Source organism: Streptomyces sp. G45, from assembly GCF_049542095.1.
Lineage (GTDB): Bacteria > Actinomycetota > Actinomycetes > Streptomycetales > Streptomycetaceae > Streptomyces.
Genome location: NZ_JBMUZU010000001.1, coordinates 3,549,860 through 3,571,370, shown reverse-complemented (window position 1 = coordinate 3,571,370; position 21,511 = coordinate 3,549,860). Strand labels below are relative to the sequence as shown.

At 73.0% G+C, this 21,511-nt stretch carries 20 protein-coding genes; 11 read left to right on the top strand and 9 right to left on the bottom strand.

Going from position 1 to position 21,511, the window contains the following annotated elements:
- Positions 1–195: 195 nt before the first annotated feature.
- Positions 196–645 (top strand): hypothetical protein, encoded by a 450-nt coding sequence (locus tag ACOBQU_RS14400; protein WP_423627206.1) that lies wholly within the window; start codon positions 196–198, stop codon positions 643–645.
- A gap of 69 nt (positions 646–714) precedes the next feature.
- Here the strand turns inward: ACOBQU_RS14400 and ACOBQU_RS14395 are convergent, their stop codons facing one another.
- The 4 genes from ACOBQU_RS14395 to ACOBQU_RS14380 form a co-directional block, all read right to left on the bottom strand.
- Positions 715–1,329, bottom strand: a complete 615-nt coding sequence (locus ACOBQU_RS14395; RefSeq protein WP_423627204.1) for a nucleoside triphosphate pyrophosphatase — start codon at positions 1,327–1,329, stop codon at positions 715–717.
- A 108-nt stretch (positions 1,330–1,437) separates the two neighbouring features.
- Positions 1,438–1,566: a morphogenic membrane protein MmpB gene (gene mmpB / locus ACOBQU_RS14390; RefSeq protein ID WP_423627202.1), complete on the bottom strand. Its 129-nt coding sequence runs from the start codon at positions 1,564–1,566 to the stop codon at positions 1,438–1,440.
- Between the two features lie 163 nt (positions 1,567–1,729).
- Positions 1,730–1,936 (bottom strand): acyl-CoA carboxylase epsilon subunit, encoded by a 207-nt coding sequence (locus tag ACOBQU_RS14385; protein ID WP_423627200.1) that lies wholly within the window; start codon positions 1,934–1,936, stop codon positions 1,730–1,732.
- Positions 1,937–1,980: 44 nt separating this feature from the next.
- Complete coding sequence (locus tag ACOBQU_RS14380; RefSeq protein ID WP_423627199.1) at positions 1,981–3,636, bottom strand: acyl-CoA carboxylase subunit beta; 1,656 nt, start codon at positions 3,634–3,636, stop codon at positions 1,981–1,983.
- A gap of 125 nt (positions 3,637–3,761) precedes the next feature.
- On the opposite strand from ACOBQU_RS14380, the gene ACOBQU_RS14375 reads away from it, so the two are divergent.
- Positions 3,762–4,613: a biotin--[acetyl-CoA-carboxylase] ligase gene (locus ACOBQU_RS14375; RefSeq protein WP_423627197.1), complete on the top strand. Its 852-nt coding sequence runs from the start codon at positions 3,762–3,764 to the stop codon at positions 4,611–4,613.
- Between the two features lie 204 nt (positions 4,614–4,817).
- Here ACOBQU_RS14375 and ACOBQU_RS14370 read toward each other — a convergent pair whose 3' ends face one another.
- The gene (locus ACOBQU_RS14370) at positions 4,818–5,981 is read right to left on the bottom strand and encodes an adenylate/guanylate cyclase domain-containing protein (protein WP_423627195.1); all 1,164 of its coding nucleotides are present in this window, start codon (positions 5,979–5,981) and stop codon (positions 4,818–4,820) included.
- A 188-nt stretch (positions 5,982–6,169) separates the two neighbouring features.
- Between ACOBQU_RS14370 and ACOBQU_RS14365 the strand changes: the two genes are divergently transcribed.
- The 3 genes from ACOBQU_RS14365 (at position 6,170) to hutH (ending at position 10,296) form a co-directional block, all read left to right on the top strand.
- Positions 6,170–6,964: an enoyl-CoA hydratase/isomerase family protein gene (locus tag ACOBQU_RS14365; RefSeq protein WP_423627193.1), complete on the top strand. Its 795-nt coding sequence runs from the start codon at positions 6,170–6,172 to the stop codon at positions 6,962–6,964.
- 339 nt (positions 6,965–7,303) lie between these two features.
- The gene (locus tag ACOBQU_RS14360; RefSeq protein WP_423627191.1) at positions 7,304–8,440 is read left to right on the top strand and encodes a diguanylate cyclase domain-containing protein; all 1,137 of its coding nucleotides are present in this window, start codon (positions 7,304–7,306) and stop codon (positions 8,438–8,440) included.
- A 317-nt stretch (positions 8,441–8,757) separates the two neighbouring features.
- The gene (hutH, locus tag ACOBQU_RS14355; RefSeq protein WP_423634472.1) at positions 8,758–10,296 is read left to right on the top strand and encodes a histidine ammonia-lyase; all 1,539 of its coding nucleotides are present in this window, start codon (positions 8,758–8,760) and stop codon (positions 10,294–10,296) included.
- Positions 10,297–10,301: 5 nt separating this feature from the next.
- On the opposite strand, the gene ACOBQU_RS14350 is transcribed toward hutH, so the two are convergent.
- Entirely contained in the window at positions 10,302–11,771 is a 1,470-nt protein-coding gene (locus tag ACOBQU_RS14350; protein ID WP_423627189.1) for an APC family permease, read from the bottom strand.
- Positions 11,772–11,899: 128 nt separating this feature from the next.
- On the opposite strand from ACOBQU_RS14350, the gene ACOBQU_RS14345 reads away from it, so the two are divergent.
- On the top strand, positions 11,900–12,325 hold the full coding sequence (locus tag ACOBQU_RS14345; RefSeq protein ID WP_423627187.1) for a hypothetical protein: 426 nt from the start codon (positions 11,900–11,902) through the stop codon (positions 12,323–12,325).
- 131 nt (positions 12,326–12,456) lie between these two features.
- On the opposite strand, the gene ACOBQU_RS14340 is transcribed toward ACOBQU_RS14345, so the two are convergent.
- On the bottom strand, positions 12,457–12,720 hold the full coding sequence (locus ACOBQU_RS14340) for an LAETG motif-containing sortase-dependent surface protein (RefSeq protein ID WP_423627185.1): 264 nt from the start codon (positions 12,718–12,720) through the stop codon (positions 12,457–12,459).
- Between the two features lie 124 nt (positions 12,721–12,844).
- Here ACOBQU_RS14340 and ACOBQU_RS14335 point away from each other — a divergent pair, with 124 nt between their 5' ends.
- From ACOBQU_RS14335 to ACOBQU_RS14325, 3 genes are all read left to right on the top strand, one after another.
- Complete coding sequence (locus ACOBQU_RS14335) at positions 12,845–13,180, top strand: hypothetical protein (protein WP_423627183.1); 336 nt, start codon at positions 12,845–12,847, stop codon at positions 13,178–13,180.
- 243 nt (positions 13,181–13,423) lie between these two features.
- The gene (locus ACOBQU_RS14330; RefSeq protein ID WP_423627181.1) at positions 13,424–14,671 is read left to right on the top strand and encodes a L,D-transpeptidase; all 1,248 of its coding nucleotides are present in this window, start codon (positions 13,424–13,426) and stop codon (positions 14,669–14,671) included.
- 313 nt (positions 14,672–14,984) lie between these two features.
- On the top strand, positions 14,985–18,254 hold the full coding sequence (locus ACOBQU_RS14325; protein WP_423634470.1) for a S8 family peptidase: 3,270 nt from the start codon (positions 14,985–14,987) through the stop codon (positions 18,252–18,254).
- A gap of 177 nt (positions 18,255–18,431) precedes the next feature.
- Here ACOBQU_RS14325 and ACOBQU_RS14320 read toward each other — a convergent pair whose 3' ends face one another.
- A complete protein-coding gene (locus ACOBQU_RS14320) occupies positions 18,432–18,806 on the bottom strand; it encodes a YybH family protein (protein WP_423627179.1) in 375 nt (124 codons plus the stop codon).
- Positions 18,807–18,831: 25 nt separating this feature from the next.
- Here ACOBQU_RS14320 and ACOBQU_RS14315 point away from each other — a divergent pair, with 25 nt between their 5' ends.
- Entirely contained in the window at positions 18,832–19,221 is a 390-nt protein-coding gene (locus ACOBQU_RS14315) for a winged helix-turn-helix transcriptional regulator (RefSeq protein ID WP_423627177.1), read from the top strand.
- Positions 19,222–19,228: 7 nt separating this feature from the next.
- On the opposite strand, the gene ACOBQU_RS14310 is transcribed toward ACOBQU_RS14315, so the two are convergent.
- A complete protein-coding gene (locus ACOBQU_RS14310) occupies positions 19,229–20,140 on the bottom strand; it encodes a helix-turn-helix domain-containing protein (RefSeq protein WP_423627175.1) in 912 nt (303 codons plus the stop codon).
- 128 nt (positions 20,141–20,268) lie between these two features.
- On the opposite strand from ACOBQU_RS14310, the gene ACOBQU_RS14305 reads away from it, so the two are divergent.
- Positions 20,269–21,354, top strand: coding sequence for an NAD(P)-dependent alcohol dehydrogenase (locus ACOBQU_RS14305; RefSeq protein WP_423627173.1), 1,086 nt, complete (start codon positions 20,269–20,271; stop codon positions 21,352–21,354).
- Positions 21,355–21,511 lie beyond the last annotated feature (157 nt).

The window sequence follows — 21,511 nt, the reverse complement described above, 5'->3', positions numbered from 1 at the left end:
GCCCTCTTGTGTGGTCAAGGTCTCTGTGAGGCAGCGCTGCGGCGCGGGACCTTTCTTTGTGGAGTCCCTACGAACGGCCCAACGATTCTTTGCCTTCCGCCCGGCTCTTGTCCCGCGGTTTACCGATTAGTAGCGTGCCGGATGTCTCGTCCGTACTGGCGGTAACAGGGTTCGGAGCAGCTCGAAAGAGAGTGGGTGGGCGCCGTGGCGCGCAGGCCGGTGGCGTGGGTGGGCGCGGTGGCGCTGTGGGCGGAGGCGGTCGGCGTCGCGCTCCTGAACTGGTTCCTCGGCCTCGTCGTCGACGAGCAGGACATGTCCCTGGCCGGGCTCGACCCGCACGCGATGTCCGTGTCGGCCTGGATCATGGGCGGCGTCTTCGCGCTCTACCTCGCCCTGTGCGGGCTGCTGCTCGCGCGCACCGCCGTGCGGGACCGCGCGCCGGGCGGCCTCGGGCGGCTCCTGCTGATCAGCGCCGCCGTGGTGCACGGGCTGCTCGGGGCGTTCGCGGTGGGCCTGCTGGGCTGGGCGGCGTTCGCGGGCCTGATGGTGGTGCTCGGCCTCATCGTGCTGACGCTGGTGGCCTACGAGCGGCACGAGCAGCGGCACGAGCGGTACGAGGAGGGGGGCGCCCCCCAGGCCGCCTGAGGGACGCGTCGGCTGACCGGAGGGGGTTCAGGGGGTCCAGGGAGCTTCGGCGGCCTTGCCGCGGGCCCGCTAGCGGTCCGCCCACAAGTCCGTGATGGCGACGCCCAGTTCGGCGAGCAGGCGGCGCAGCAGCGGCAGGGACAGGCCGATGACGTTGCCGTGGTCGCCGTCGATGCCCTCGATGAACGGGGCGGAGCGGCCGTCGAGCGTGAACGCGCCCGCCACGTGCAGGGGTTCGCCGCTCGCCACGTACGCGGCGATCTCGGCGTCGCTGGGCTCGCCGAAGCGGACCACGGTGGAGGCGATCGCCGACGCGTACCGGCCGGACGCCGTGTCGTACACGCAGTGTCCCGTGTGCAGGACACCGGCGCGGCCGCGCATGGCCTTCCAGCGGGCGGTGGCCTCCTCGGCGTCGGCGGGCTTGCCGAGCGGCTGGCCGTCCAGGTCGAGCACCGAGTCGCAGCCGACGACCAGGGCGTTCCCGGCGTCCGGGCGGGCGGCGACCACCGACGCCTTGGCCTCGGCGAGGGCCTTGGCCAGCTCGGCCGGGGTGGGGGCCGACACCTTGTCCTCGTCCACGCCGCTGACGATCACCTCGGGGGCGAGGCCCGCCTGGCGGAGGAGGCCGAGGCGGGCGGGGGACTGGGAGGCCAGGATGAGGCGGTGGGTGGGGTGAGCGGTCATGGGGTCAGGGTAGTGGGGCGGGTGCGGCTGGGCGGGGGTGCCCTCGCGGGGCGCCCCGGGCCCGCCCCCTTCTCGGAACCAGGGGCCGCCGCCCCCGGCGCCCCGCCGTCAGAGCGCGCTCAGCAGGAGCATCGCCAGCAGCATCGCCGCCGCGAGGAGGATGCCCGCGCGGCGCATCTTGGCCTGCATGTCGCGCAGGTCCTTGGGCGGGTTGTTCTCGGGGTCGGACCACAGCATGGGTCCGATGGTGCGGCCCGGGTGGGGGCGGCGCCTGAGTACGCGTACTCAATCACCCTGGCCAGGAGGTCCTGGTCACCCCGCCCGGAGGTCCTGCTCACCCCGCCGGGAGGCCCCGGTCATCCCGCCAGCGGGTCCTGCTCACCCCGCCAGCGGGTCCCGGTCACCCCGGCCAGTAGGTGCGGCTCCACGCCGCCGGGCCCGGCTGCGGCAGGCGCTCGCGGGCCACGCGCGCCGGGTCCGCCCAGGCGTCCGGCGTGCGGGGCGCGCCGGACGGCGCGCGCGCGGCCGCCGCGGCGCGGGCCTGGACCACCGCCAGGGCGGCGGCCAGCTCCTCGGGGGTCGGGTTGCCTCGTACGACCTTGATCACGAATGGACTCCTCGGGGGTCGGGACGCAGACGTGTGCGGTCGGGCTACAGCGGGATGTTGCCGTGCTTCTTCGGGGGCAGGGACTCGCGCTTCGTCCGCAGCTGGCGTAGGCCGCGGACCAGGTGCGAGCGGGTCTCGGACGGCATGATCACCGCGTCCACATAGCCGCGCTCCGCGGCCGTGTACGGGTTCAGGAGGGTGTCCTCGTACTCCTGGATGAGGCGGGCGCGGGTCTCCTCCTGGGCGGCCTCGTCGCCCGCGGCGGCGATCGTGCGGCGGTGCAGGATGTTCACCGCGCCCTGGGCGCCCATGACCGCGATCTGGGCCGTCGGCCAGGCCAGGTTCAGGTCGGCGCCCAGGTGCTTGGAGCCCATCACGTCGTACGCGCCGCCGAAGGCCTTGCGGGTGATCACCGTGATGAGCGGAACCGTCGCCTCCGCGTAGGCGTAGATCAGCTTGGCGCCGCGGCGGATGATGCCGGTGTGCTCCTGCTCGACGCCCGGCAGGAAGCCGGGGACGTCGACGAACGTGATCACCGGGACGTTGAACGCGTCGCAGGTGCGCACGAACCGGGCGGCCTTCTCGCTCGCGTCGATGTCCAGGCAGCCCGCGAACTGCATCGGCTGGTTCGCCACGATGCCCACCGGGTGGCCCTCGATCCGGCCGAAGCCGGTGAGGATGTTCGGCGCGAACAGCGGCTGGGTCTCGAAGAAGTCCGCGTCGTCCAGGACGTGTTCGACGACCGCGTGCATGTCGTACGGCTGGTTGGCGCTGTCCGGGACCAGCGCGTCCAGCTCGCGGTCCTCGTCCGTCGGCGCCAGGTCGGCCTCCTCGGGGAAGACCGGGGGCTCGCTCAGGTTGTTCGACGGCAGGTACGACAGGAGGGACTTGACGTACTCGATGGCGTCCTTCTCGTCGCCCGCCATGTGGTGGGCCACGCCGGATGTGGCGTTGTGCGTGCGGGCGCCGCCCAGCTCCTCGAAGCCGACGTCCTCGCCGGTGACGGTCTTGATGACGTCCGGGCCCGTGATGAACATGTGCGACGTCTGGTCCACCATGACCGTGAAGTCCGTGATGGCGGGCGAGTAGACCGCGCCGCCCGCGCACGGCCCGACGACCAGGCTGATCTGCGGGATCACCCCGGACGCGTGGGTGTTGCGGCGGAAGATCTCGCCGTACATCCCGAGGGCCATCACGCCCTCCTGGATGCGGGCGCCGCCCGAGTCGTTGATCCCGACCACCGGGCAGCCCGTCTTCAGGGCGAAGTCCATCACCTTCATGATCTTCTGGCCGAAGACCTCGCCGAGCGAGCCGCCGAGGACCGTGAAGTCCTGCGAGAAGACGGCCACCGGGCGGCCGTCGACCGTGCCGTAGCCGGTCACCACGCCGTCCCCGTACGGCCTGTTGCGCTCCATGCCGAAGTCGGTGGAGCGGTGCCGGGCGAACTCGTCCAGCTCGACGAACGAGCCCTCGTCCAGGAGGAGGTCGATCCGCTCGCGCGCCGTCAGCTTGCCCTTCGCGTGCTGCTTCTCCACGGCGCGCGCGGACCCCGCGTGCTTCGCCTCCTCGATGCGGCGCCGCAGGTCCGCCAGCTTTCCCGCGGTCGTGTGGATGTCGGCCCCCGGATCCGGCGGGCCCGCGGGCGTCTGCGGCTCCTTCGGCTGCGCGGAGGGCTGGTTGGGCTCGTGCGGCTCGGACATCGGGACGCGGCTCCCTGCCTGCTCAGAGGGGACGGTGAGGCTGATGACGCTGGCTACTGACTCGTAGCGTATCGGCGCCGATACGGCTGTGCAGTGCGGCGTTTACCACACCTAGGGTGGCTTGCATGACGCCGTCCCATGACTCCGCGAACCGCTTCAGCGACCTCGACCGCCCGCCCCTGAACGCCGCCGCGCTGCGCCGCGCCCTCGTCCGCGAGGGCGGGCTCTACCGCTCCCTCGACGTGGTCGCCGCCACCGGCTCCACCAACACCGACCTCGCCGCCCGCGCCGATGACCTCCCCGAAGGGGCGGTCCTGGTCGCCGAGGAGCAGAGCGCGGCGCGCGGGCGCCTCGACCGGCGCTGGAGCGCGCCCCCGCGCTCCGGGCTGTTCTTCTCCGTCCTGCTGAAGCCGGACGCGGTGCCCGTCGAGCGGTGGGGGTGGCTGCCGCTGCTCGCCGGGGTCGCCGTGGCGAGCGGGCTCTCCCGCGCCGCGGGCGTGGACACGGCGCTCAAGTGGCCCAACGACCTGCTGCTCACCGTGGACGGCGAGGAGCGCAAGGCCGGGGGCATCCTCGCGGAGCGGGCGGGCTCCGGCGTCGTCCTCGGCATCGGGCTCAACGTCACGCTGCGCGCCGACGAGCTGCCCGTACCCGGAGCCGGGTCCCTCGCCCTCGCGGGCGCGGCCTCCACCGACCGCGATCCGCTGCTGCGGGCCGTGCTGCGCTCGCTGGAGCAGTGGTACGGGGACTGGCGGGGCGCCCAGGGTGACCCCGCCGCCGGGCGGCTCCAGGAGGCGTACGTCGCGGGGTGCGCGACCATCGGGCGGCGCGTGCGGGTGGAGCTGCCCGGGGGGCGGCGGCTCGTGGGGGAGGCGGTCGCCGTGGACGGGGACGGGCGGCTGGTGCTCGCCACGGAGGGTGGGGGGCGGGAGGCCGTCGCCGCCGGTGACGTGGTCCACGTCAGGAAGGCGGAGTGAGTCACCCACCCGCCCACCCGTGACCGTCTCCTGGGAGGTGGGCGCCCCTAGTGAGGGCTGGGCGCCGTTGGCGGGTGCGGGTGGGTGGGGGTGTTGTCTCCCACCCGCCCGCCCGTTGCTCCCTGGTGAAGGGGTGGGCGCTCCTCGTGGGGGCCGGGCGCCGTTGGCGGCTGCGGGTGGGTGGGGGCTGGGCGCCCCCGCCAGTCAGCGGCGCGTGAGGAGCCAGGGCTCCACCACCCCGAGGCCCCGGACCGGGCGCTGCCACATGGGCTGGAGGGCGAAGCGGTAGGAGGGGGGCTGTTCGCCCTCCTTCGCGGCGCGTTCGGCGAGCGCCGCGGCCTCCGTCTCCGACGCGGGCGCGTCCCCGGTGCGGGTCAGCTCCTCCGCCAGCGCCCCGTCGACGAGCACGGCGTCCCGAGGCGCTATCGACGTGAGCCTGCTGGCCAGGTTCACCGTCGTACCGAAGACGTCACCCATGCGCGTGGTGACCGTGCCGAAGGCGATGCCGACCCGCAGCTCCGGCATGGTCTCGTCGTTGGCCATGGTCTCGATGAGCCGCAGGGCGATCTCCGCGGCGATCCCGGCGTCGTCGGCCGCGTACAGGACCTCGTCGCCCAGCGTCTTGATGAGCCGCCCGCCGTGCGCGGCCACCAGGTCGGCGGCGGTGGTCTCGAACGCCTCGACCAGCTCGCCCAGTTCCTCCTCCTCCAGGCGCCGGGTCAGGCGCGTGAAGCCCACGAGGTCGGCGAAGCCCACCGCCAGGCGCCGGTCCACCATCTCCTCGTCGTCCGCGGCCTGCACCACGCGCCCGGTGGCCGCCGCGAGCTGCCGCCGCCAGACGTAGACCAGGAACTCCTCCAGCTCCGGCAGCAGCAGCTCCACCAGCGGGTACGTCACCTCGGTACGGGTCATGCCCGGCTCCGGCGGCTCGGTCAGGCCCTCCAGGAAGGAGTCGATCTGCCACTCGGCGAGGCGCGCCGTGGTCTGCCCCGTCGAGCGGGCCACCTGCACCGCCATCGCCTCGCTCAGCAGCCCCGCCTCCACCAGGCCCGCCAGGCGGCGCAGCGCCAGCACGTCGGCCTCCGTGAGGGCCTTGGCCTGGCCGATGTCGGGGAAGCCCATGGCCCGCCAGAAGCGGGAGGCCAGCTCCATGGAGACGCCCGCGCTGCGGGCCGCCTGGAAGGGCGTGTAGCGGCGGTCGGCGCCCAGGATGAGCTGTTCGAGGCGGAGGGCCAGGGGGTCCTTGTCGTCACCCGGGTCGGGGTCGTCCGGCTTGTCCGACGCCGAGGGTGTGGGCTCCCCGGTGCCGTTCTCACCGTCGGGGGCGGGGAGTGAGCCCTGGCCGGAGCCGGTGTCGTCGACGGTCACGCCTGCTGCCCTTCCGATCTGCCGTGGTCAGATATCGACCGGCGCCAACTTTACGGCAGGTGTGCCGCAGCTCACTCCAGGCGGGCCGCCTTGACCGGTGTCCACCGCCGTCCCCGGCGCCCGGGGCGGGGTACGGGGGGCTGCGATAGGGTCGCGGTAACGATCGTTAACCGAGGGCTGGAGGGGTCATGGGTGAGCGGCGGTTCGGGGAGTTCGTGGAGGTGCGCCGCCACGGCCACGTGGCGGAGCTCGCGCTGGACCGGCCGGGCGCCATGAACGCCGTGTCCAGCGCCATGGCCCGCTCCCTCACCGAGGCCTGCGCGGCCCTCGCGGCCGACCGGGACGTACGGGTCGTCGTGCTCACCTCGACCCATGAGCGGGCCTTCTGCGTCGGCGCCGACCTGAAGGAGCGGAACTCGTTCACCGACGCCGAGCTGCTGCGCCAGCGCCCGGTGACCCGGGCCGCGTACACGGCCGTGCTCGACCTGCCGGTGCCCACGATCGCCGCCGTGCACGGCTTCGCCCTCGGCGGCGGCTTCGAGATCGCGCTCGCCTGCGACGTGATCGTGGCCGACCCCACGGCGGTCGTGGGCCTGCCCGAGGTGTCCGTGGGCGTGATCCCCGGCGGTGGCGGCACCCAGCTGCTGCCGCGGCGCGTGGGAGCCGCGCGGGCCGCCGAGCTGATCTTCTCGGCGCGGCGCGTGGAGGCCGCGGAAGCCCGCGAGTTGGGGCTCGTCGACCTGGTCGCCGGGGCGGGCGAGGACCGCGACGAGGCCCTCGCGATGGCCGCCCGCATGGCGGCGAACTCGCCGGTGGGCCTGCGCGCCGCCAAGCGCGCCCTGCGCCTCGGGCACGGCCTCGACCTGCGCGCGGGCCTGGAGGTGGAGGACGCGGCGTGGCGCTCGGTGGCGTTCTCCGGGGACCGGGCGGAGGGCGTCGCGGCCTTCAACGAGAAGCGGAAGCCGGAGTGGCCCGGAGAGTAGCCCCGCGCCGTCCGTCCGCTGTTCCTGCGCGGGTCCGCGTCGAATGTTCCTGCGCGGGTCCGCGTCGAACTCGGCGAGATCGCGGCGACTGGGCCGTCAGACCCGTGCCCTCCGTCCTCCGTCTCACGCCGTCCGGCGCCGTCCGTTCTCCGTCCGGTGCCGTCGGTTCTCCGTTCCGTGCCGTCCGTCCCGTGCTGTCGGTCCTCTGTCCCTGTGCCGTCCGTCCCGCGTCCTCCGTTCTCCGCCCCTGCTCCGTCCCCCTCCGTCCGCCCCGCGTCCGCCCCACCTCCGTAAAGGTGCGAAATGCCCCTAACCGTGAAATGTCCGTAACCTAGAGCAATGGGCGAGGACGAGCGGCTGCGGGCCGTCGCGGGACTGGCGCAGGGCATGGCCGCCGCGCTCGGCCCCCGCGACGCGTGGCGGGCTGCCGCCCAGGGGGCCCGGCGCGCCCTGGGCGGGAGCTTCGCCGCCCTCTCGGTGTGGGAGCGCGAGCGCGGGCGGCTCCGGGTCCTGGTGAACGCCGGTGAACGGGCGGTGGGGGAGGAGGAGTTCCCCGAGGACGAGGCGTATCCGGTGCACGAGTTCCCGGAGATCACCGAGTTCCTGCACGAGCGGTGGGGCGGCGGCCGGGAGCCGCGCGCCTGGGTGGAGACCGCCGAGGGGCCCGGCGGCGACGAGCGCGCGGGCTACTGCCACCAGCGGGTGGCCGCGCTGCGGCGCCGCGGGCGCGGCTGCTGCGTGGTGGCGCCGGTGGTGCTGCGCGGCCGGGCCTGGGGCGAGCTGTATGTGGCGCGGCCGGTGGGCGCGCCCGTCTTCGACCGGGGCGACGCGGAGTTCGCCACCGTGCTCGCCGCGGTCGTCGCCGCCGGGGTCGCCCAGACCGAGCGCCTCGAGGAGGCCCGGCGGCTCGCCTTCACCGACGCCCTGACCGGGCTCGCCAACCGGCGCGCCGTCGACGTACGCCTGGACGAGGCCGTGCGGCGGCACCGCGCCGAGGGCGTCGTGGTGAGCCTCGTCGTCTGCGACGTGAACGGGCTCAAGCAGGTCAACGACCGGCACGGGCACGCCGTCGGCGACCGGCTCCTGGAGCGGTTCGGGTCGCTGCTCTCGCTGTGCGGGGCGATGCTGCCGGGGGCGCTGGCCGCGCGGCTCGGCGGGGACGAGTTCTGTCTGCTGTCGGTGGGGCCCTCGTCGGACGACGTGGTGCGGGTCGCCGACGAACTGTGCCTGCGGGCGGGGGAGTTGGAGCTGGGGGACGGGGTGGCCTGCGGGGTGGCGTCCACGGGGGATCCCATCGGGGCGGTGCGGTCGGGGCGGCGGCTGTTCCGGCTCGCGGACGCCGCGCAGTACCGGGCCAAGGCCGCGCGGGCCGTGAAGCCGGTGGTGGCCGGGCGGGAGGGGGTCGACGACCCGGTGGTCCGGCTCGCCGACGCGGCCCCGGCGCCGGGGGATCGCCGCCGGTTCCGGGGGCGGTAGCCCTCGCGGGGGGGCGCCCCAGACCCACCCCTTCCCCGAAACCATGGGGCTCCGCCCCCTGGCACCCCCGTTGATCGGCCTTCGGCCTCGTCCTCAAACGCCGGACGGGCTTGGTTTTCGCGGCGGACCGCCGCGAGCCGACGGCGTCGCGTCAGCAGATCTCAGCCCGTCCGGCGTTTGAGGACGAGCCGCGGAGCGGCGATCAAGCGGGGTGCCAGGGGCAGCCGCCCCTGGTTTCGGTGAAGGGGCGGGTCTGGGGCGCCCCCGCGAGGACAGTGACAGCGGGAGTTTCAGTGCGTACGCTCCTGAATATGGATATGCACACGGTGGTGGTGGGGACGTCCGGTACGACCGCGCGGGACGTCGTGTCCGTAGCGCGCCGCGGCGCGAGGGTGGAGCTGGGCGATGACGCCGTCGCCGCCCTGGCCGCGGCACGCGAGATCGTGGACGCCCTGGCGGCCAAACCCGACCCGGTGTACGGCGTGTCCACGGGCTTCGGCGCCCTCGCCACGCGCCACATCGGCCAGGACCTGCGCGCCCAGTTGCAGCGCAACATCGTGCGGTCGCACGCCGCGGGCATGGGCCCGCGCGTGGAGCGCGAGGTCGTGCGCGCGCTGATGTTCCTGCGCCTGAAGACGGTGTGCTCGGGCCACACGGGCGTACGCCCCGAGGTCGCCCAGGCCATGGCCGACGTCCTGAACGCGGGCATCACCCCCGTCGTCCACGAGTACGGCTCCCTCGGCTGCTCCGGCGACCTCGCCCCGCTCAGCCACTGCGCCCTGACGCTGATGGGGGAGGGCGAGGCGGAAGGCCCGGACGGGGTCGTGCGGCCCGCCGCCGAGCTGCTCGCCGAGCACGGCATCACGCCCGTGGAGCTGCGCGAGAAGGAGGGCCTGGCCCTCCTCAACGGCACCGACGGCATGCTCGGCATGCTGGTGATGGCCCTCGCCGACCTCGACGTCCTCTACAAGTCCGCCGACATCACCGCCGCCCTCACCCTGGAGGCCCTGCTCGGCACCGACAAGGTCCTCGCCCCCGAGCTGCACGCCATCCGCCCGCACCCGGGCCAGGCGGCCGCCGCCGCCAACATGCTGGCCGTGCTCGCCGGTTCGGGCCTGACCGGGCACCACCAGGACGACGCCCCGCGCGTCCAGGACGCGTACTCGGTGCGCTGCGCCCCGCAGGTCGCGGGCGCGGGCCGCGACACCCTCGCGCACGCCCGCACGGTCGCCGAGCGCGAGCTGGCCGCCGCCGTCGACAACCCGGTGGTGCTGCCCGACGGGCGCGTGGAGTCCAACGGCAACTTCCACGGCGCGCCCGTCGCGTACGTCCTGGACTTCCTCGCGGTGGCCGCCGCCGACCTCGGCTCGATCGCGGAGCGCCGCACCGACCGGCTCCTCGACAAGAACCGCAGCCACGGCCTGCCGCCGTTCCTCGCCGACGACGCGGGCGTCGACTCCGGCCTGATGATCGCCCAGTACACGCAGGCCGCGCTGGTCAGCGAGATGAAGCGCCTGGCCGTGCCCGCGTCCGCCGACTCCATCCCGTCCTCCGCCATGCAGGAGGACCACGTCTCCATGGGCTGGTCGGCGGCGCGCAAGCTGCGTACGGCCGTGGACAACCTGACGCGGATCATCGCCGTGGAGCTGTACGCGGCCACGCGCGCCATCGAGCTGCGCGCGGGCCTCACCCCCGCCCCCGCCAGCCGCGCCGTCATCGACGCGGTCCGCGCGGCGGGCGTCCAGGGCCCCGGCCCCGACCGCTACCTGGCGCCGGACCTGGCGGCGGCCGAGGCCTTCGTACGCGAGGGGCGGCTCGTCGCGGCGGCGGAGACGGTCACCGGCCCGCTGGCCTAGGGGACTTACGGCACCGGCTCCGGCTCCTCCGGGGCCGGGTCGCCGCCCGTTCCGTCGCCCGCCCCGGAGGGCCGCAGGAAGTCCTCGCTGATCTCCTTCGGCCCGAACGGCCACACCTTCTCCCGGCGCGCCCACACCGCGAACGCCACGCACCCGAGCGCCACCCAGGCCAGGGACCACTCGATGGGGTGGCGGCCGGGCGCGTTCTTGTCGGCGTACCCGTAGATGACCAGCCAGCCCGCGAGCGCCACGAGGCTCGGCAGCGGGTACAGCCACATCCGGTACGGGCGGCGCAGCCCCGGCTGGCGGCGGCGCAGCACGCTCAGGGCGACGATCTGGGCGAGGGCCTGCACCAGGACCATCACCGCCGTCAGGAGCTGGATGAGCGTCGCCAGGTCGGTGTGGCGGCCCAGCAGGAAGCCCGCCGACGTCACCGCGCCCATCGTCGCGAGCCCGAGCACCGGGAAGCGGTGCCGGGGGTGCAGCCGGGCGTACGGGCGGAAGAACACCCGGTCGCGGGCCGCGTCGTAGGGCACGCGGGAGCCGCCGAGCAGGCCCGCGAAGACCGACGCGAACGCCGTGACCAGGATGAGGACGGTGACGGCGTCCGCCGCGCCCCTGCCCCAGGTCTCCTCAAGGACCGCCGACGCCACGGACGTCGAGGCCACGTCGTCGGGGTCCGTCATGCGGTGCCAGTCGACGACGCCGAGCGTGCCGACCTGGAGCAGCAGGTAGATCGTCATGATGCCGAGGATCGAGAAGACGATCGCACGCGGCAGGGTGCGGCCCGGGTCCTTGATCTCGGCGCCCAGGTACGCGGCCGTGTTGTAGCCCAGGTAGTCGTAGATGCCGATGGTCAGGCCGCCCGCGAAGCCGATCCAGAAGCCGTCGCTGGTCAGCGCGAAGGCGTCGGACGGGTAGGTGAACGCCAGGTCGGCGTCGAAGTGCGTGAGCGAGGCGACGATCACACAGCCCACCGACAGGATCATCACGACCCACATCACGGCGGTGATCCGCGCGATGTGCTCGATGCCGCGCCACAGCAGCGCGACGACCAGCGCGATGACGCCGAGCCCGATCAGGTCCCCGGTCGTCCGGTCCATGCCGGGCGCGAGATAGCCCAGGTACTGCACGAAGCCGACGATCCCGGTGGACATGCCCACCGGGATGAACAGCATCGCCGTCCACACGAACAGGAACGGCATCAGGCGTCCCGTGCGGTACTGGAACGCCTGGCGCAGATAGACGTAGCTGCCGCCGGACCCCGGCATGGCGGCGCTCAGCTCCGCCCACACCAGCCCGTCGGCCAGTGCGAGCAGCGCGCCCGCGACGAACCCGGTGACGGCCTGCGGCCCGCCGAACGCCGCGACCATCAGCGGGATCGTCACGAAAGGTCCGATGCCGCACATCTGGCTCATGTTGATGGCGGTGGCCTGGAAGGCGCCGACACGACGGACGAAGCCCTTCTCTGGCATGGGAGCCTCCTGGGCGCGGCGGTCGGGGCACGACCGGTCGTCCACGGTACGGTCGTTCGCCGCCGGGCCCAAGAGGTCCGACGTAAGGAGCGGGGAGCGGGAGGCGGCGCGCGCGGCATACTGCTGGCGTGGCTGAGCACGCACAGGGCCCGCCCCGCTGGCCCGCCGCCTGGGAGGCGGGTCCGGGCGCCGCGCTCGACGACCTCGCGGCCGTGAGCGTCCGCGCCCTCGGCGACCGCGGCCTGCCGCGCGACGTGATCGACGTGTACGCCGCCCACCGGTACTTCTCCGTGCCGGAGCTGGAACGGCTGGGCCTGCGCGGCGGCGCGGAGTTCGACCTGCGGGGGCTGCGGGACCGGCTGGAGGGCGTCGTGTGGGTGAGCGACGAGGAGTTCGCCGCCCACGGGCTCGCCGAGGAGGACATCGCCGCGCTGCGCGCCTGGGCGCTTGACTGGGAGACGGACCTCGGCCTGCGCCTCGCCGAGGACTACGAGGGTTACGAGGCGTACGAGAACGGCGAGGCGTATGAGAACGGCGAGGCGTACGAGGAGTAGGAGACGTACGAGGCGAGCAGTGGGAGGCGTACGAGGGCTACGGGACGCGCGAGGCGTGCGGTGCCCCGGCGCCGACGCCGGGCCGGGCCCCGCCAAGAGCCTCGCCCCGCCGGGCGCCGCCTCCCGCCCGGCTACGCCTCGCCCCGCTCCCGCCGCACCGAGTACGCCACGAAGCCCGCCCCGAGGCCCAGGAACGCCGCGCCGCCCGCGACGTACGGCGTCGTGTCCACGCTGCCGGTGTCCGCGAGGGTGCCCTCATGGGGCGTCTGCTGCGCCGCGCGCGCCGCGTGGCGCTGCTCCGGTGCCGGGGCCGCCTTGGCCGAGGGGACGAAGCACAGGGCGCTGAGCAGGGCCCCGGCTGCGGCTGCGGTCAGCAGCGTGCGACGTGCGGTCACGGGACGTGGATCCCCCTTGTGGAGCTGGTGAATTGGCCGCTTGGGCGATGCCAATGAGGCGATGCTAATGAAAGGCGCGGGTCGCGGGGAAGCGGAGCCGTGAGCGGGCCTTACTCTCCCTCGCATGAGCACAGACGAAACAGCACGGTTCGTACGCCTCCGCGTCGATCTGGTGGTGGAGGTGGACGGCTCCGGTGAGCTGACCGCCACCGCCCTGAAGCGCGTCGCGGACGACCCGCACATGCCGGTGGACGAGCGCGCGCACGCCGAGGCCGCCGTCAAGGAGGACGACGCGGAGGCGCTCGCCTATGTCGTCGACCCGGTCGACCTGGTCAGGGACCTGCCCGGGGTCGAGGTGACCCAGGCGTCGTGGAGCAGCGAGCTGATCGACTACGACCCCGATTCGCCGGAATGGGACCCGGACGGCCATGATGACGACGAGGACGGCGAGGAGCCCTAGGCACGGCCGCGGGGGCCTCGGGCCCACCCGAGGACACGCACCGTGAGCCCCGGGCGGCGACCGCCGCCCGGGGCTTCGCCGTGTCCGTGGGCACGGCCGCTCCGGCGGCACCGTACGGCGTGGTGTTCCCCACATCTTGGGCGGAAATGGAACGCGGCGGACGGGGGACGCGTTAGGGAGCGTGTCACGGGGGTCCTCGGGCGTTGGGTGATGTGGTTTTCGGCAACGATGGAGATTCGTGCAATGACGGAGAGTAGGCGGCGCAGAGGCCTGGTGGCCGTGTCCGCGCTGGTCGGTGGAGTCCTGGTGCTCTCGGCCTGCAGCAGTGACGACGGCGGCGAGGGCGGCTCCGGCGGCAAGGAGTCGCAGAGCCAGGTCGACGAGGCGGCGGCGAAGAAGACGTCCGCGGCCAGGATCGCGATCGCGCCGAAGAACGGCTCCGACAACGCGAGCATCAACAACGACGCCCGGGTCACGGTCCGTGAGGGCACCCTCACCAGCGTCCTCATGAAGGCCGAGGGCGGCGCCGCGGTCGAGGGCCGGATATCGGCGGACAAGAAGTCCTGGAAGCCCGCCAAGCAGCTGGAGCGGGCCACGACGTACAAGATCTCGGTGACCGCCAAGGACACCGAGGGCCGCAAGGCGCACGAGAACTCGTCGTTCACGACCGTCTCGCGGGCCAACAGCTTCATCGGCAGCTTCACGCCCGAGGACGGCTCCACGGTCGGCGTGGGCATGCCGGTGTCGATCAACTTCGACAAGGCGATCAGCGACAAGAAGGCCGTGCAGTCCGGCATCAAGGTGACGTCCACCAGCGGCCAGGAGATCGTCGGCCACTGGTTCGGCAACCAGCGCCTTGACTTCCGCCCCCAGGACTACTGGAAGGCCAACTCCACGGTCACGCTGAAGCTGGCCCTGGACGGCGTCGAGGGCGCCGACGGTGTGTTCGGCGTGCAGCAGAAGACCGTCCAGTTCAAGATCGGGCGCAACCAGGTCTCCGTGGTGGACGCCAAGACCAAGCAGATGAAGATCATGCGTGAGGGGAAGGTCGTCAAGACCATCCCGATCTCCGCCGGGTCGCCCGAGAACAAGACGTACAACGGCAAGATGGTGATCTCCGAGAAGTTCAAGGAGACCCGGATGAACGGCGCGACCGTCGGCTTCACGGACAGCGACGGCAAGGGCGAGTACGACATCAAGGACGTCCCGCACGCCATGCGCCTGTCCAGCTCCGGCACGTTCATCCACGGCAACTACTGGGGCGCCTCCTCGATCTTCGGGAACGCGAACACCAGCCACGGCTGCATCGGCCTGCGCGACGCCAAGGGCGCGAACGACAAGTCCACGCCGGGCTCCTGGTTCTTCGAGAACTCGATCACCGGCGACGTCGTCGACGTGCGCAACACGGGCGACAAGACGATCGCCCCGGACAACGGCCTCAACGGCTGGAACATGAGCTGGGCCGAGTGGAAGGCGGGCTCCGCGCTCTGATCCCCGCCGGATCGGCCGCGCACGCCCGCTGACCTGGGCTCGAAGGCCCGCACCCCGCCCGGGGTGCGGGCCTTCGCCATGTCCGTAACGTTGCGGAACCATGGTGAAATGGCCAACAAGCTCAACTATCCGTTTCTGTCACAGAGTTGAGCGGATATCGTCCCCCTCTACCAAGCGCGTGATCCCGCGCTACCAGCTAGCTAGAGGGGGAAACTTGCCCGGACACATACGGAAAGCGGCCAGACCGGTCGGCGCCCGCCGCGCGGGGGCGGCCGTCATCGCCACGGCGGCGGCCGTGGCGCTCGCGGCGGGCATGACCAGCCCGGCGCAGGCGGGGCCCGGCCCCGTCCAGCGGCCCCTGGCCGACGGCGGCGGCTCGCCGGAGCGCCACCACGTCACGCTCATCACGGGGGACCGGGTCACGGTCGACGCCAAGGGCCGCGTCATCGGATTCGCCGCCGCGAAGGGCCGCGCACACATACCGGTGCAGACGCGCCGCGCCGACGGGCACACGCTCGTCGTCCCGGCCGACGCCCAGCGTCTGATCTCCAACGGGACGCTCGACCAGCGCCTGTTCGACGTCACCGAGCTGACCTCGAAGGCCAACCGCACCGCCCAGAAGCAGGGCCTGAAGGTCATCGTCGCCTACAAGGGCGCGGCCGCCGGGGCCAGGTCCGAGGTGCGCGACGCGGGCGGCACCGAGGTCCGCCGCACCCTGAAGACCCTGAACGCCGACGCCGTCACCACCCCGAAGCGGGACGCCACCGAGCTGTGGCAGGCCCTCACCGACCAGCGGGGCGCCGCGCGCACCGCCGCGTCCGGCATCAGCCGCGTCTGGCTGGACGGCACCCGCACGGCCACCCTGGACAAGAGCGTCAAGCAGATCGGCGCCCCGAAGGCGTGGGACGCCGGGTACGACGGCAAGGGCGTCAAGATCGCCGTCCTGGACACCGGTGTGGACGCCACCCACCCGGATCTGAAGGACCAGGTCACGGCGGAGAAGAACTTCACGCCGTCGCCGGACACCAAGGACCGCATCGGGCACGGCACGCACGTGGCCTCGACCGCGGCCGGTACGGGCGCGAAGTCCGGCGGCAAGTTCAAGGGCGTCGCGCCGGGCGCGAAGGTCCTCAACGGCAAGGTCCTCGGCGACGAGGGCTCCGGCGACGACTCCGGCATCATCGCGGGCATCGAGTGGGCCGCGGCCGAGGGCGCCGACGTGGTGAACCTCAGCCTCGGCGGCGGCGACACCCCGGGCGTGGACCCGCTGGAGGCCGCCGTCAACAAGGTCTCCGCCGACAAGGGCGTGCTGTTCTCCATCTCCGCGGGCAACGAGGGCGAGCCCGGCAGCGTCGGCTCGCCCGGCAGCGCGGACGCCGCCCTGACCGTGGGCGCGGTGGACGACAACGACAAGCTGGCCGAGTTCTCCAGCCAGGGCCCGCGCGTCGGCGACGGCGCCATCAAGCCGGACGTGACCGCGCCGGGCGTGGACATCACCGCGGCCGCCGCGCCGGGCAGCGCGATCGAGAAGGAGGTCGGCCAGAACCCCGAGGGCTATCTGACGATCTCCGGCACCTCGATGGCGGCCCCGCACGCCGCCGGTGCCGCGGCGCTGCTCAAGCAGCAGCACCCGGGGTGGAAGTCCGCCGAGCTGAAGGGCGCCCTGACCGCCTCCACCAAGGGCGGCAAGTACTCCGTGTTCCAGCAGGGCTCGGGCCGCATCGCCGTCGACAAGGCCATCAAGCAGACTGTCATCGCCGACCCGGTCTCGGTGAGCTTCGGCACGCAGGCCTGGCCGCACAACGATGACACGCCGGTCACCAAGAAGCTCACGTACAGGAACCTCGGCACCAGCGACGTCACCCTCGACCTGAAGGCGACCGCGACCGACCCCAAGGGCAATGCGGCGCCCACCGGGTTCTTCAAGCTCGGCGCGAAGACGGTCAAGGTCCCCGCGGGTGGCACCGCGTCCGTCGACCTGACCGCGAACACCAAGCTCGGCGGCACCGTCGACGGCGCCTACTCGGCGTACGTCACGGCGACCGGCGGCGGCCAGAGCGTGCGCACGGCGGCCGGGGTGGACCGCGAGGTGGAGTCGTACGACCTGACGGTCAAGCACATCGGCCGCGACGGCCAGCCGTCGAAGACGTACAACACCACCGCCTTCGGCATCTCCGGCCTCGGCGCCGACCGCACCTTCGACGCCTACGACGAGTCCGGCACCGTCAAGATCCGCGTGCCCAAGGGCCGCTACGTCCTGGACTCCACGGTCTTCGAGAACCCGCAGGACCCGGCGGGCGGCCTCGACTGGCTCGCCCAGCCCAAGCTGACCGTCAGCAAGAACACCACGGTCACGGTCGACGCCCGCAAGGCCAAGCCCGTCGACATCACCGTGCCCGCCGCCGACGCCAAGCAGGAATTCGCGTCGCCCGGCTACCAGATCAGCACCGCCGAGGGCAGCTTCAGCGTCGGCTGGCTCCTCGACACGTACGCGGGCTTCCGCACCGCGCACCTCGGCCCGGAGGTGACCGACGGCTCGCTCCAGCAGCAGTGGGACGCGCACTGGACCAAGGGCGACAAGGCGCAGTACGACGTCGTGCCCGGCGGCAAGGTGAAGAAGCTCGGCACCGGCTTCACCAAGCACTACAAGGCCACTGACTTCGCCACCGTGAAGGCGGGCCTCGGCGCGTCCTCCAGCGGCAAGAAGGCCGCGGTCGCCGCGTTCGGCTGGCTGCCCGACTCCTTCTCCGGCTCCGGCATCCGCGTGCCCCAGAAGGCACCGAGCACCCGCACCCTGTACGTCTCCACGGGCGACAAGGTCAAGTGGGGCCTGGAGTTCGAGCAGCACGGCGGGACCGACCCCGACGGCTGGCCGATCGTCGACGCGTCGTACTCGCTGGGCGCGCCGCAGGCCCTCACCGCGGGCAAGACGTACGAGAAGGTCTTCAACACGGCCGTCTTCGGCCCGCGCGTCGGCGGCGACTACGGCGTCTTCCGCAAGGGCGACAACATCGTCGGGCGCGTGCCGCTGTTCGCCGACGGCAAGACCCACCCGGGCGGCTCCGCCTACACCTCGGTGAAGACCACCCTGTCGCGCAACGGCACCCAGATCGCCGAGAACGACGACCCGCTCACCGGCAAGCCCTTCAAGGTCCCGGCGGGCGAGGCCGAGTACAAGCTGACCACGTCCGTGAAGCGCACGGTCGCGGTCGCGGCGGCCTCCACGCGGATCGACGCGAGCTACACGTTCCGCTCCAAGAAGACCGCCGCCGAGACCCGCCTCGCGGCCTCCGGCGTGCGCTTCAACGCCGCCGTCGACCTCACCAGCCGCGCCCCCGCGGGCGCCGAGCAGTCCATCCCGGTGACCGTCCAGGGCGCCGCCGCCGGTGCCAACCTCAAGTCCCTGTACGTCTACGTCAGCTACGACTACGGGCAGACCTGGGACCAGGTGAAGGTGGTCAACGGCAAGATCAAGGTCAAGAACCCCGAGCAGGGCAAGGGCATCTCGTTCCACGCCAAGATCACGGACAAGAAGGGCAACAAGTCGACGCTGTCGATCTACAACGCGTACTACGGCAAGTGACACCTGCCTGAGTGAGGAGCGGCTCCCGGCGGCCACCGGCCCCGGGGGCCGCTTCGTCGTGTCCGGAGGGCCCGTGTCCGGAGGGCCCGCGTCCCGTGGGCCCGTTCCGGCGGGCCGGTCCGGAAGCCGGTCCGGAAGCCGGTTCGGAAGCCGGTTCGAGGCCCGTTCCGGCGGGCCCTACCGCGGTCCGCGGCCGCCGCCGAACGGGCTGTCGATCACGTAGCGCCAGTGGCCGTCGGGGCCGCGGCGGGCCACGTCCGTGGCTGTGGCGCGTACCTTTCCGGCGATCTCCCAGTCGACGATCAGCAGGGCCGTGTCCCCGGCGACGTGGACGTGCCGGGGCGTGACGGAGATCGGCAGGCCGAGGGCGAGGAACGGGGCGTTCTGGGCGGCGATCGCGGCGGCGCCGTGGACGGGGGCGCCGGACTCGGGGACGAAGGCGGCGTCCGGCTCGTACAGTTCGCGGACCGCGTCCGGATCGCCGCTGTTGAACCGCTCGGCGAACGCCGCGGGGACGTCCTCGGGGCGCTGGGGCAGGATGAAGGTGCTCATGCCCGGCACAGTAGGAGGCGCCCCCGTGGCTCACCGAACGGTAAGGCGGACCCCGTCGGCCCCCGGTCTGCCCGACGACCCCCGCGCCCGCGTTCCCGCGCCGGACCCCGACTGCCCGGTCGAGATCGCCCTGGCGGCGCTGCGCGGCCGCTGGACCACCCTCGTGGTGCGCGAACTGCTGGACGGCGCCACCCGCACGTACAGCGAACTGGCCGCCCGGCTCCCCCAGTTGTCCGACAAGGTCCTCACCGACCGGCTGGCCCAGCTCGCCGCGGCCGGGGTCGTCCAGCGCACCCGCACCCCCGGCTGGCCCCCCGCCGTCACCTACCGGCTCACCCCGCACGGCCGGGAGCTGGGCCCGGTGCTCCAGGCGCTGTGGGACTGGGGCGCCACGCGCCCCCGGCCGGGGGCGTAGAGCAGGCCTAGGACAGGCCCAGGGAAGTCGTCGGACCCGGCCGCTCCGCCTCCTCGGCGGTCCAACTCGCCAGCAGCCGCAGCGCCTCCGCCGACGGCGAGCCCGGCTCGGCGTGGTAGGTGACCAGGGACTGCTCCGTGCCGTCGGTGAAGCGGAGGTTCTCGAACGCCAGGGTCAGCTCGCCCACCAGGGGGTGGCGCAGCTGCTTGGTGCCGTGGGTCTTCTCCCGCACGTCGTGGGTGGCCCACAGGCGGCGGAACGTCTCGCTCTTCACGGACAGCTCCCCGACCAGGGCCGACAGGAGGGGGTCGTTCGGATAGCAGCCCGCGTCCATCCGCAGGAAGCTCACGATGTCCGACGCCTTCTGGTCCCAGGTGTCCGCGAACAGCTCGCGCACGGCCTGGTCCAGGAAGACGAGCCGCGCCCAGTTCCGCCGCTCGCGCGGCAGCGCCGCCCAGTCGCCGAAGACCGCGGCGGCCATGCGGTTCCAGCCGACGATGTCCGTGCGCCGCCCGACGACGTACGCCGGGACCGCGTCCATCGCGTCGAGGAGCTGCCGCACCGCGGGCCGCAGCGACTGCGTGGGCGGGACCCGCTTCTTCTTGTGGGCCGTGGGCCGCGCGAGGTGCGTGAGGTGCGCGTGCTCCGCGGCGGTCAGGCGCAGCGCCCGCGCGATGGCGTCCAGGACCTCCGTCGACACGTTGCGGCCGTTGCCCTGCTCCAGGCGCGTGTAGTACGCCACCGAGACGCCCGCGAGCTGCGCCAGCTCCTCGCGGCGCAGGCCCGGGACCCGCCGGTGCCTGCCGTAGCTGGGCAGCCCCACGTCTCCCGGCTTGAGCCGGGCCCTGCGGGTGCGCAGGAACTCGCTCAGCTCGGCGCGGCGGTCCAGGCCCTCGGCGGGAGCGGGGGTGTCGTCCATGTGTTCCAGTATTCCGGGCCGGACGCGGTCGTACGCCGCCGAGCCTGATACCAGCGGTGGTAGGCACACGGTGCGTAGGCACAGCGGAGGCCTGGGTAACGCTCCGCGCCGCTGCCAGCCTCGATGGCATGACCGCACAGACCACGACCACCATCGACGCCGACGCCGCCGGGACCCGGCACGTCCCCGCCTACGCCGCCCCCGCGGCCTCGGCGCCCCTGGAGCGCACCACCATTCCGCGGCGCCCCGTCGGCGCGCACGACGTCCTGATCGACGTCAAGTACGCCGGTATCTGCCACTCCGACATCCACCAGGCCCGCGACGGCTGGGGCGAGGGCATCTTCCCGATGGTGCCCGGCCACGAGATCGCCGGTGTCGTCGCCGAGGTCGGCCCCGACGTCACCAGGTTCACGGTCGGCGACCGCGTCGGCGTCGGCTGCATGGTCGACTCCTGCCGCGAGTGCGACGCCTGCCGGGCGGGCCTGGAGCAGTACTGCGCCCAGGGCAACATCCAGACGTACAACGCCCTCGACAAGAACGGCGAGCCCACCTACGGCGGCTACTCCGCGCAGATCGTCGTCGACGAGGCCTTCACCCTGCGCATCCCCGACGGCCTGTCCCTGGACGCCGCCGCGCCGCTGCTGTGCGCGGGCATCACCACGTACTCCCCGCTCGCCCACTGGAACGCGGGCCCCGGCAAGAAGGTCGCCGTCGTCGGGCTCGGCGGCCTCGGCCACATGGCCGTGAAGATCGCACACGCCATGGGCGCGGAGGTGACCGTCCTGTCGCAGACCCTGCGCAAGAAGGACGACGGCCTGCGCCTCGGCGCCGAGCACTACTACGCGACCAGCGACGACGCCACGTTCGAGCAGCTCGCGGGCACTTTCGACCTGATCGTCTCCACGGTGTCGGCGCCGCTGCCCTTCGACAAGTACCTGGGCCTGCTGAAGACGGACGGCGCGCTGGTGAACGTCGGCGCCCCCGAGGAGCCCGTCTCCCTCAACGTCTTCTCACTGATGCTCCAGCGCAAGACCCTCGCGGGCTCCGCCATCGGCGGCATCCGCGAGACCCAGGAGATGCTGGACTTCTGCGCCGCGCACGGCCTGGGCGCGGAGATCGAACTGATCCGCGCCGACCAGATCAACGAGGCGTACGAGCGGGTGCTCGCCAGCGATGTGCGCTACCGGTTCGTGATCGACGCGGCGACGATCTGAGCGGCCTCGCCCAGGGGGCGGGCCGGAACGCGGTGACCGGATTCCGACTGCGCCCAGGGGCCTAGGGCACATGGCGCAGCGGGCCCCGAACCGGTGGCCGATGACCGCCCGGATACCCGTCCGTAACGTGGTTCCTGTCAGGCACGGAAAGGTCAGA

Coding starts and splice junctions, on each gene's coding strand:
- ACOBQU_RS14325 (WP_423634470.1), top strand. CDS start 14,985: ATGACCAGCCCGGCGCAGGCGGGGCCCGGCCCCGTCCAGCGGCCCCTG.
- ACOBQU_RS14395 (WP_423627204.1), bottom strand. CDS start 1,329: ATGACCGCTCACCCCACCCACCGCCTCATCCTGGCCTCCCAGTCCCCC.
- ACOBQU_RS14310 (WP_423627175.1), bottom strand. CDS start 20,140: ATGGACGACACCCCCGCTCCCGCCGAGGGCCTGGACCGCCGCGCCGAG.
- ACOBQU_RS14320 (WP_423627179.1), bottom strand. CDS start 18,806: ATGAGCACCTTCATCCTGCCCCAGCGCCCCGAGGACGTCCCCGCGGCG.
- ACOBQU_RS14350 (WP_423627189.1), bottom strand. CDS start 11,771: ATGCCAGAGAAGGGCTTCGTCCGTCGTGTCGGCGCCTTCCAGGCCACC.
- ACOBQU_RS14365 (WP_423627193.1), top strand. CDS start 6,170: ATGGGTGAGCGGCGGTTCGGGGAGTTCGTGGAGGTGCGCCGCCACGGC.
- hutH (WP_423634472.1), top strand. CDS start 8,758: ATGCACACGGTGGTGGTGGGGACGTCCGGTACGACCGCGCGGGACGTC.
- ACOBQU_RS14380 (WP_423627199.1), bottom strand. CDS start 3,636: ATGTCCGAGCCGCACGAGCCCAACCAGCCCTCCGCGCAGCCGAAGGAG.
- ACOBQU_RS14335 (WP_423627183.1), top strand. CDS start 12,845: ATGAGCACAGACGAAACAGCACGGTTCGTACGCCTCCGCGTCGATCTG.
- mmpB (WP_423627202.1), bottom strand. CDS start 1,566: ATGCTGTGGTCCGACCCCGAGAACAACCCGCCCAAGGACCTGCGCGAC.
- ACOBQU_RS14330 (WP_423627181.1), top strand. CDS start 13,424: ATGACGGAGAGTAGGCGGCGCAGAGGCCTGGTGGCCGTGTCCGCGCTG.
- ACOBQU_RS14305 (WP_423627173.1), top strand. CDS start 20,269: ATGACCGCACAGACCACGACCACCATCGACGCCGACGCCGCCGGGACC.
- ACOBQU_RS14375 (WP_423627197.1), top strand. CDS start 3,762: ATGACGCCGTCCCATGACTCCGCGAACCGCTTCAGCGACCTCGACCGC.
- ACOBQU_RS14360 (WP_423627191.1), top strand. CDS start 7,304: ATGGGCGAGGACGAGCGGCTGCGGGCCGTCGCGGGACTGGCGCAGGGC.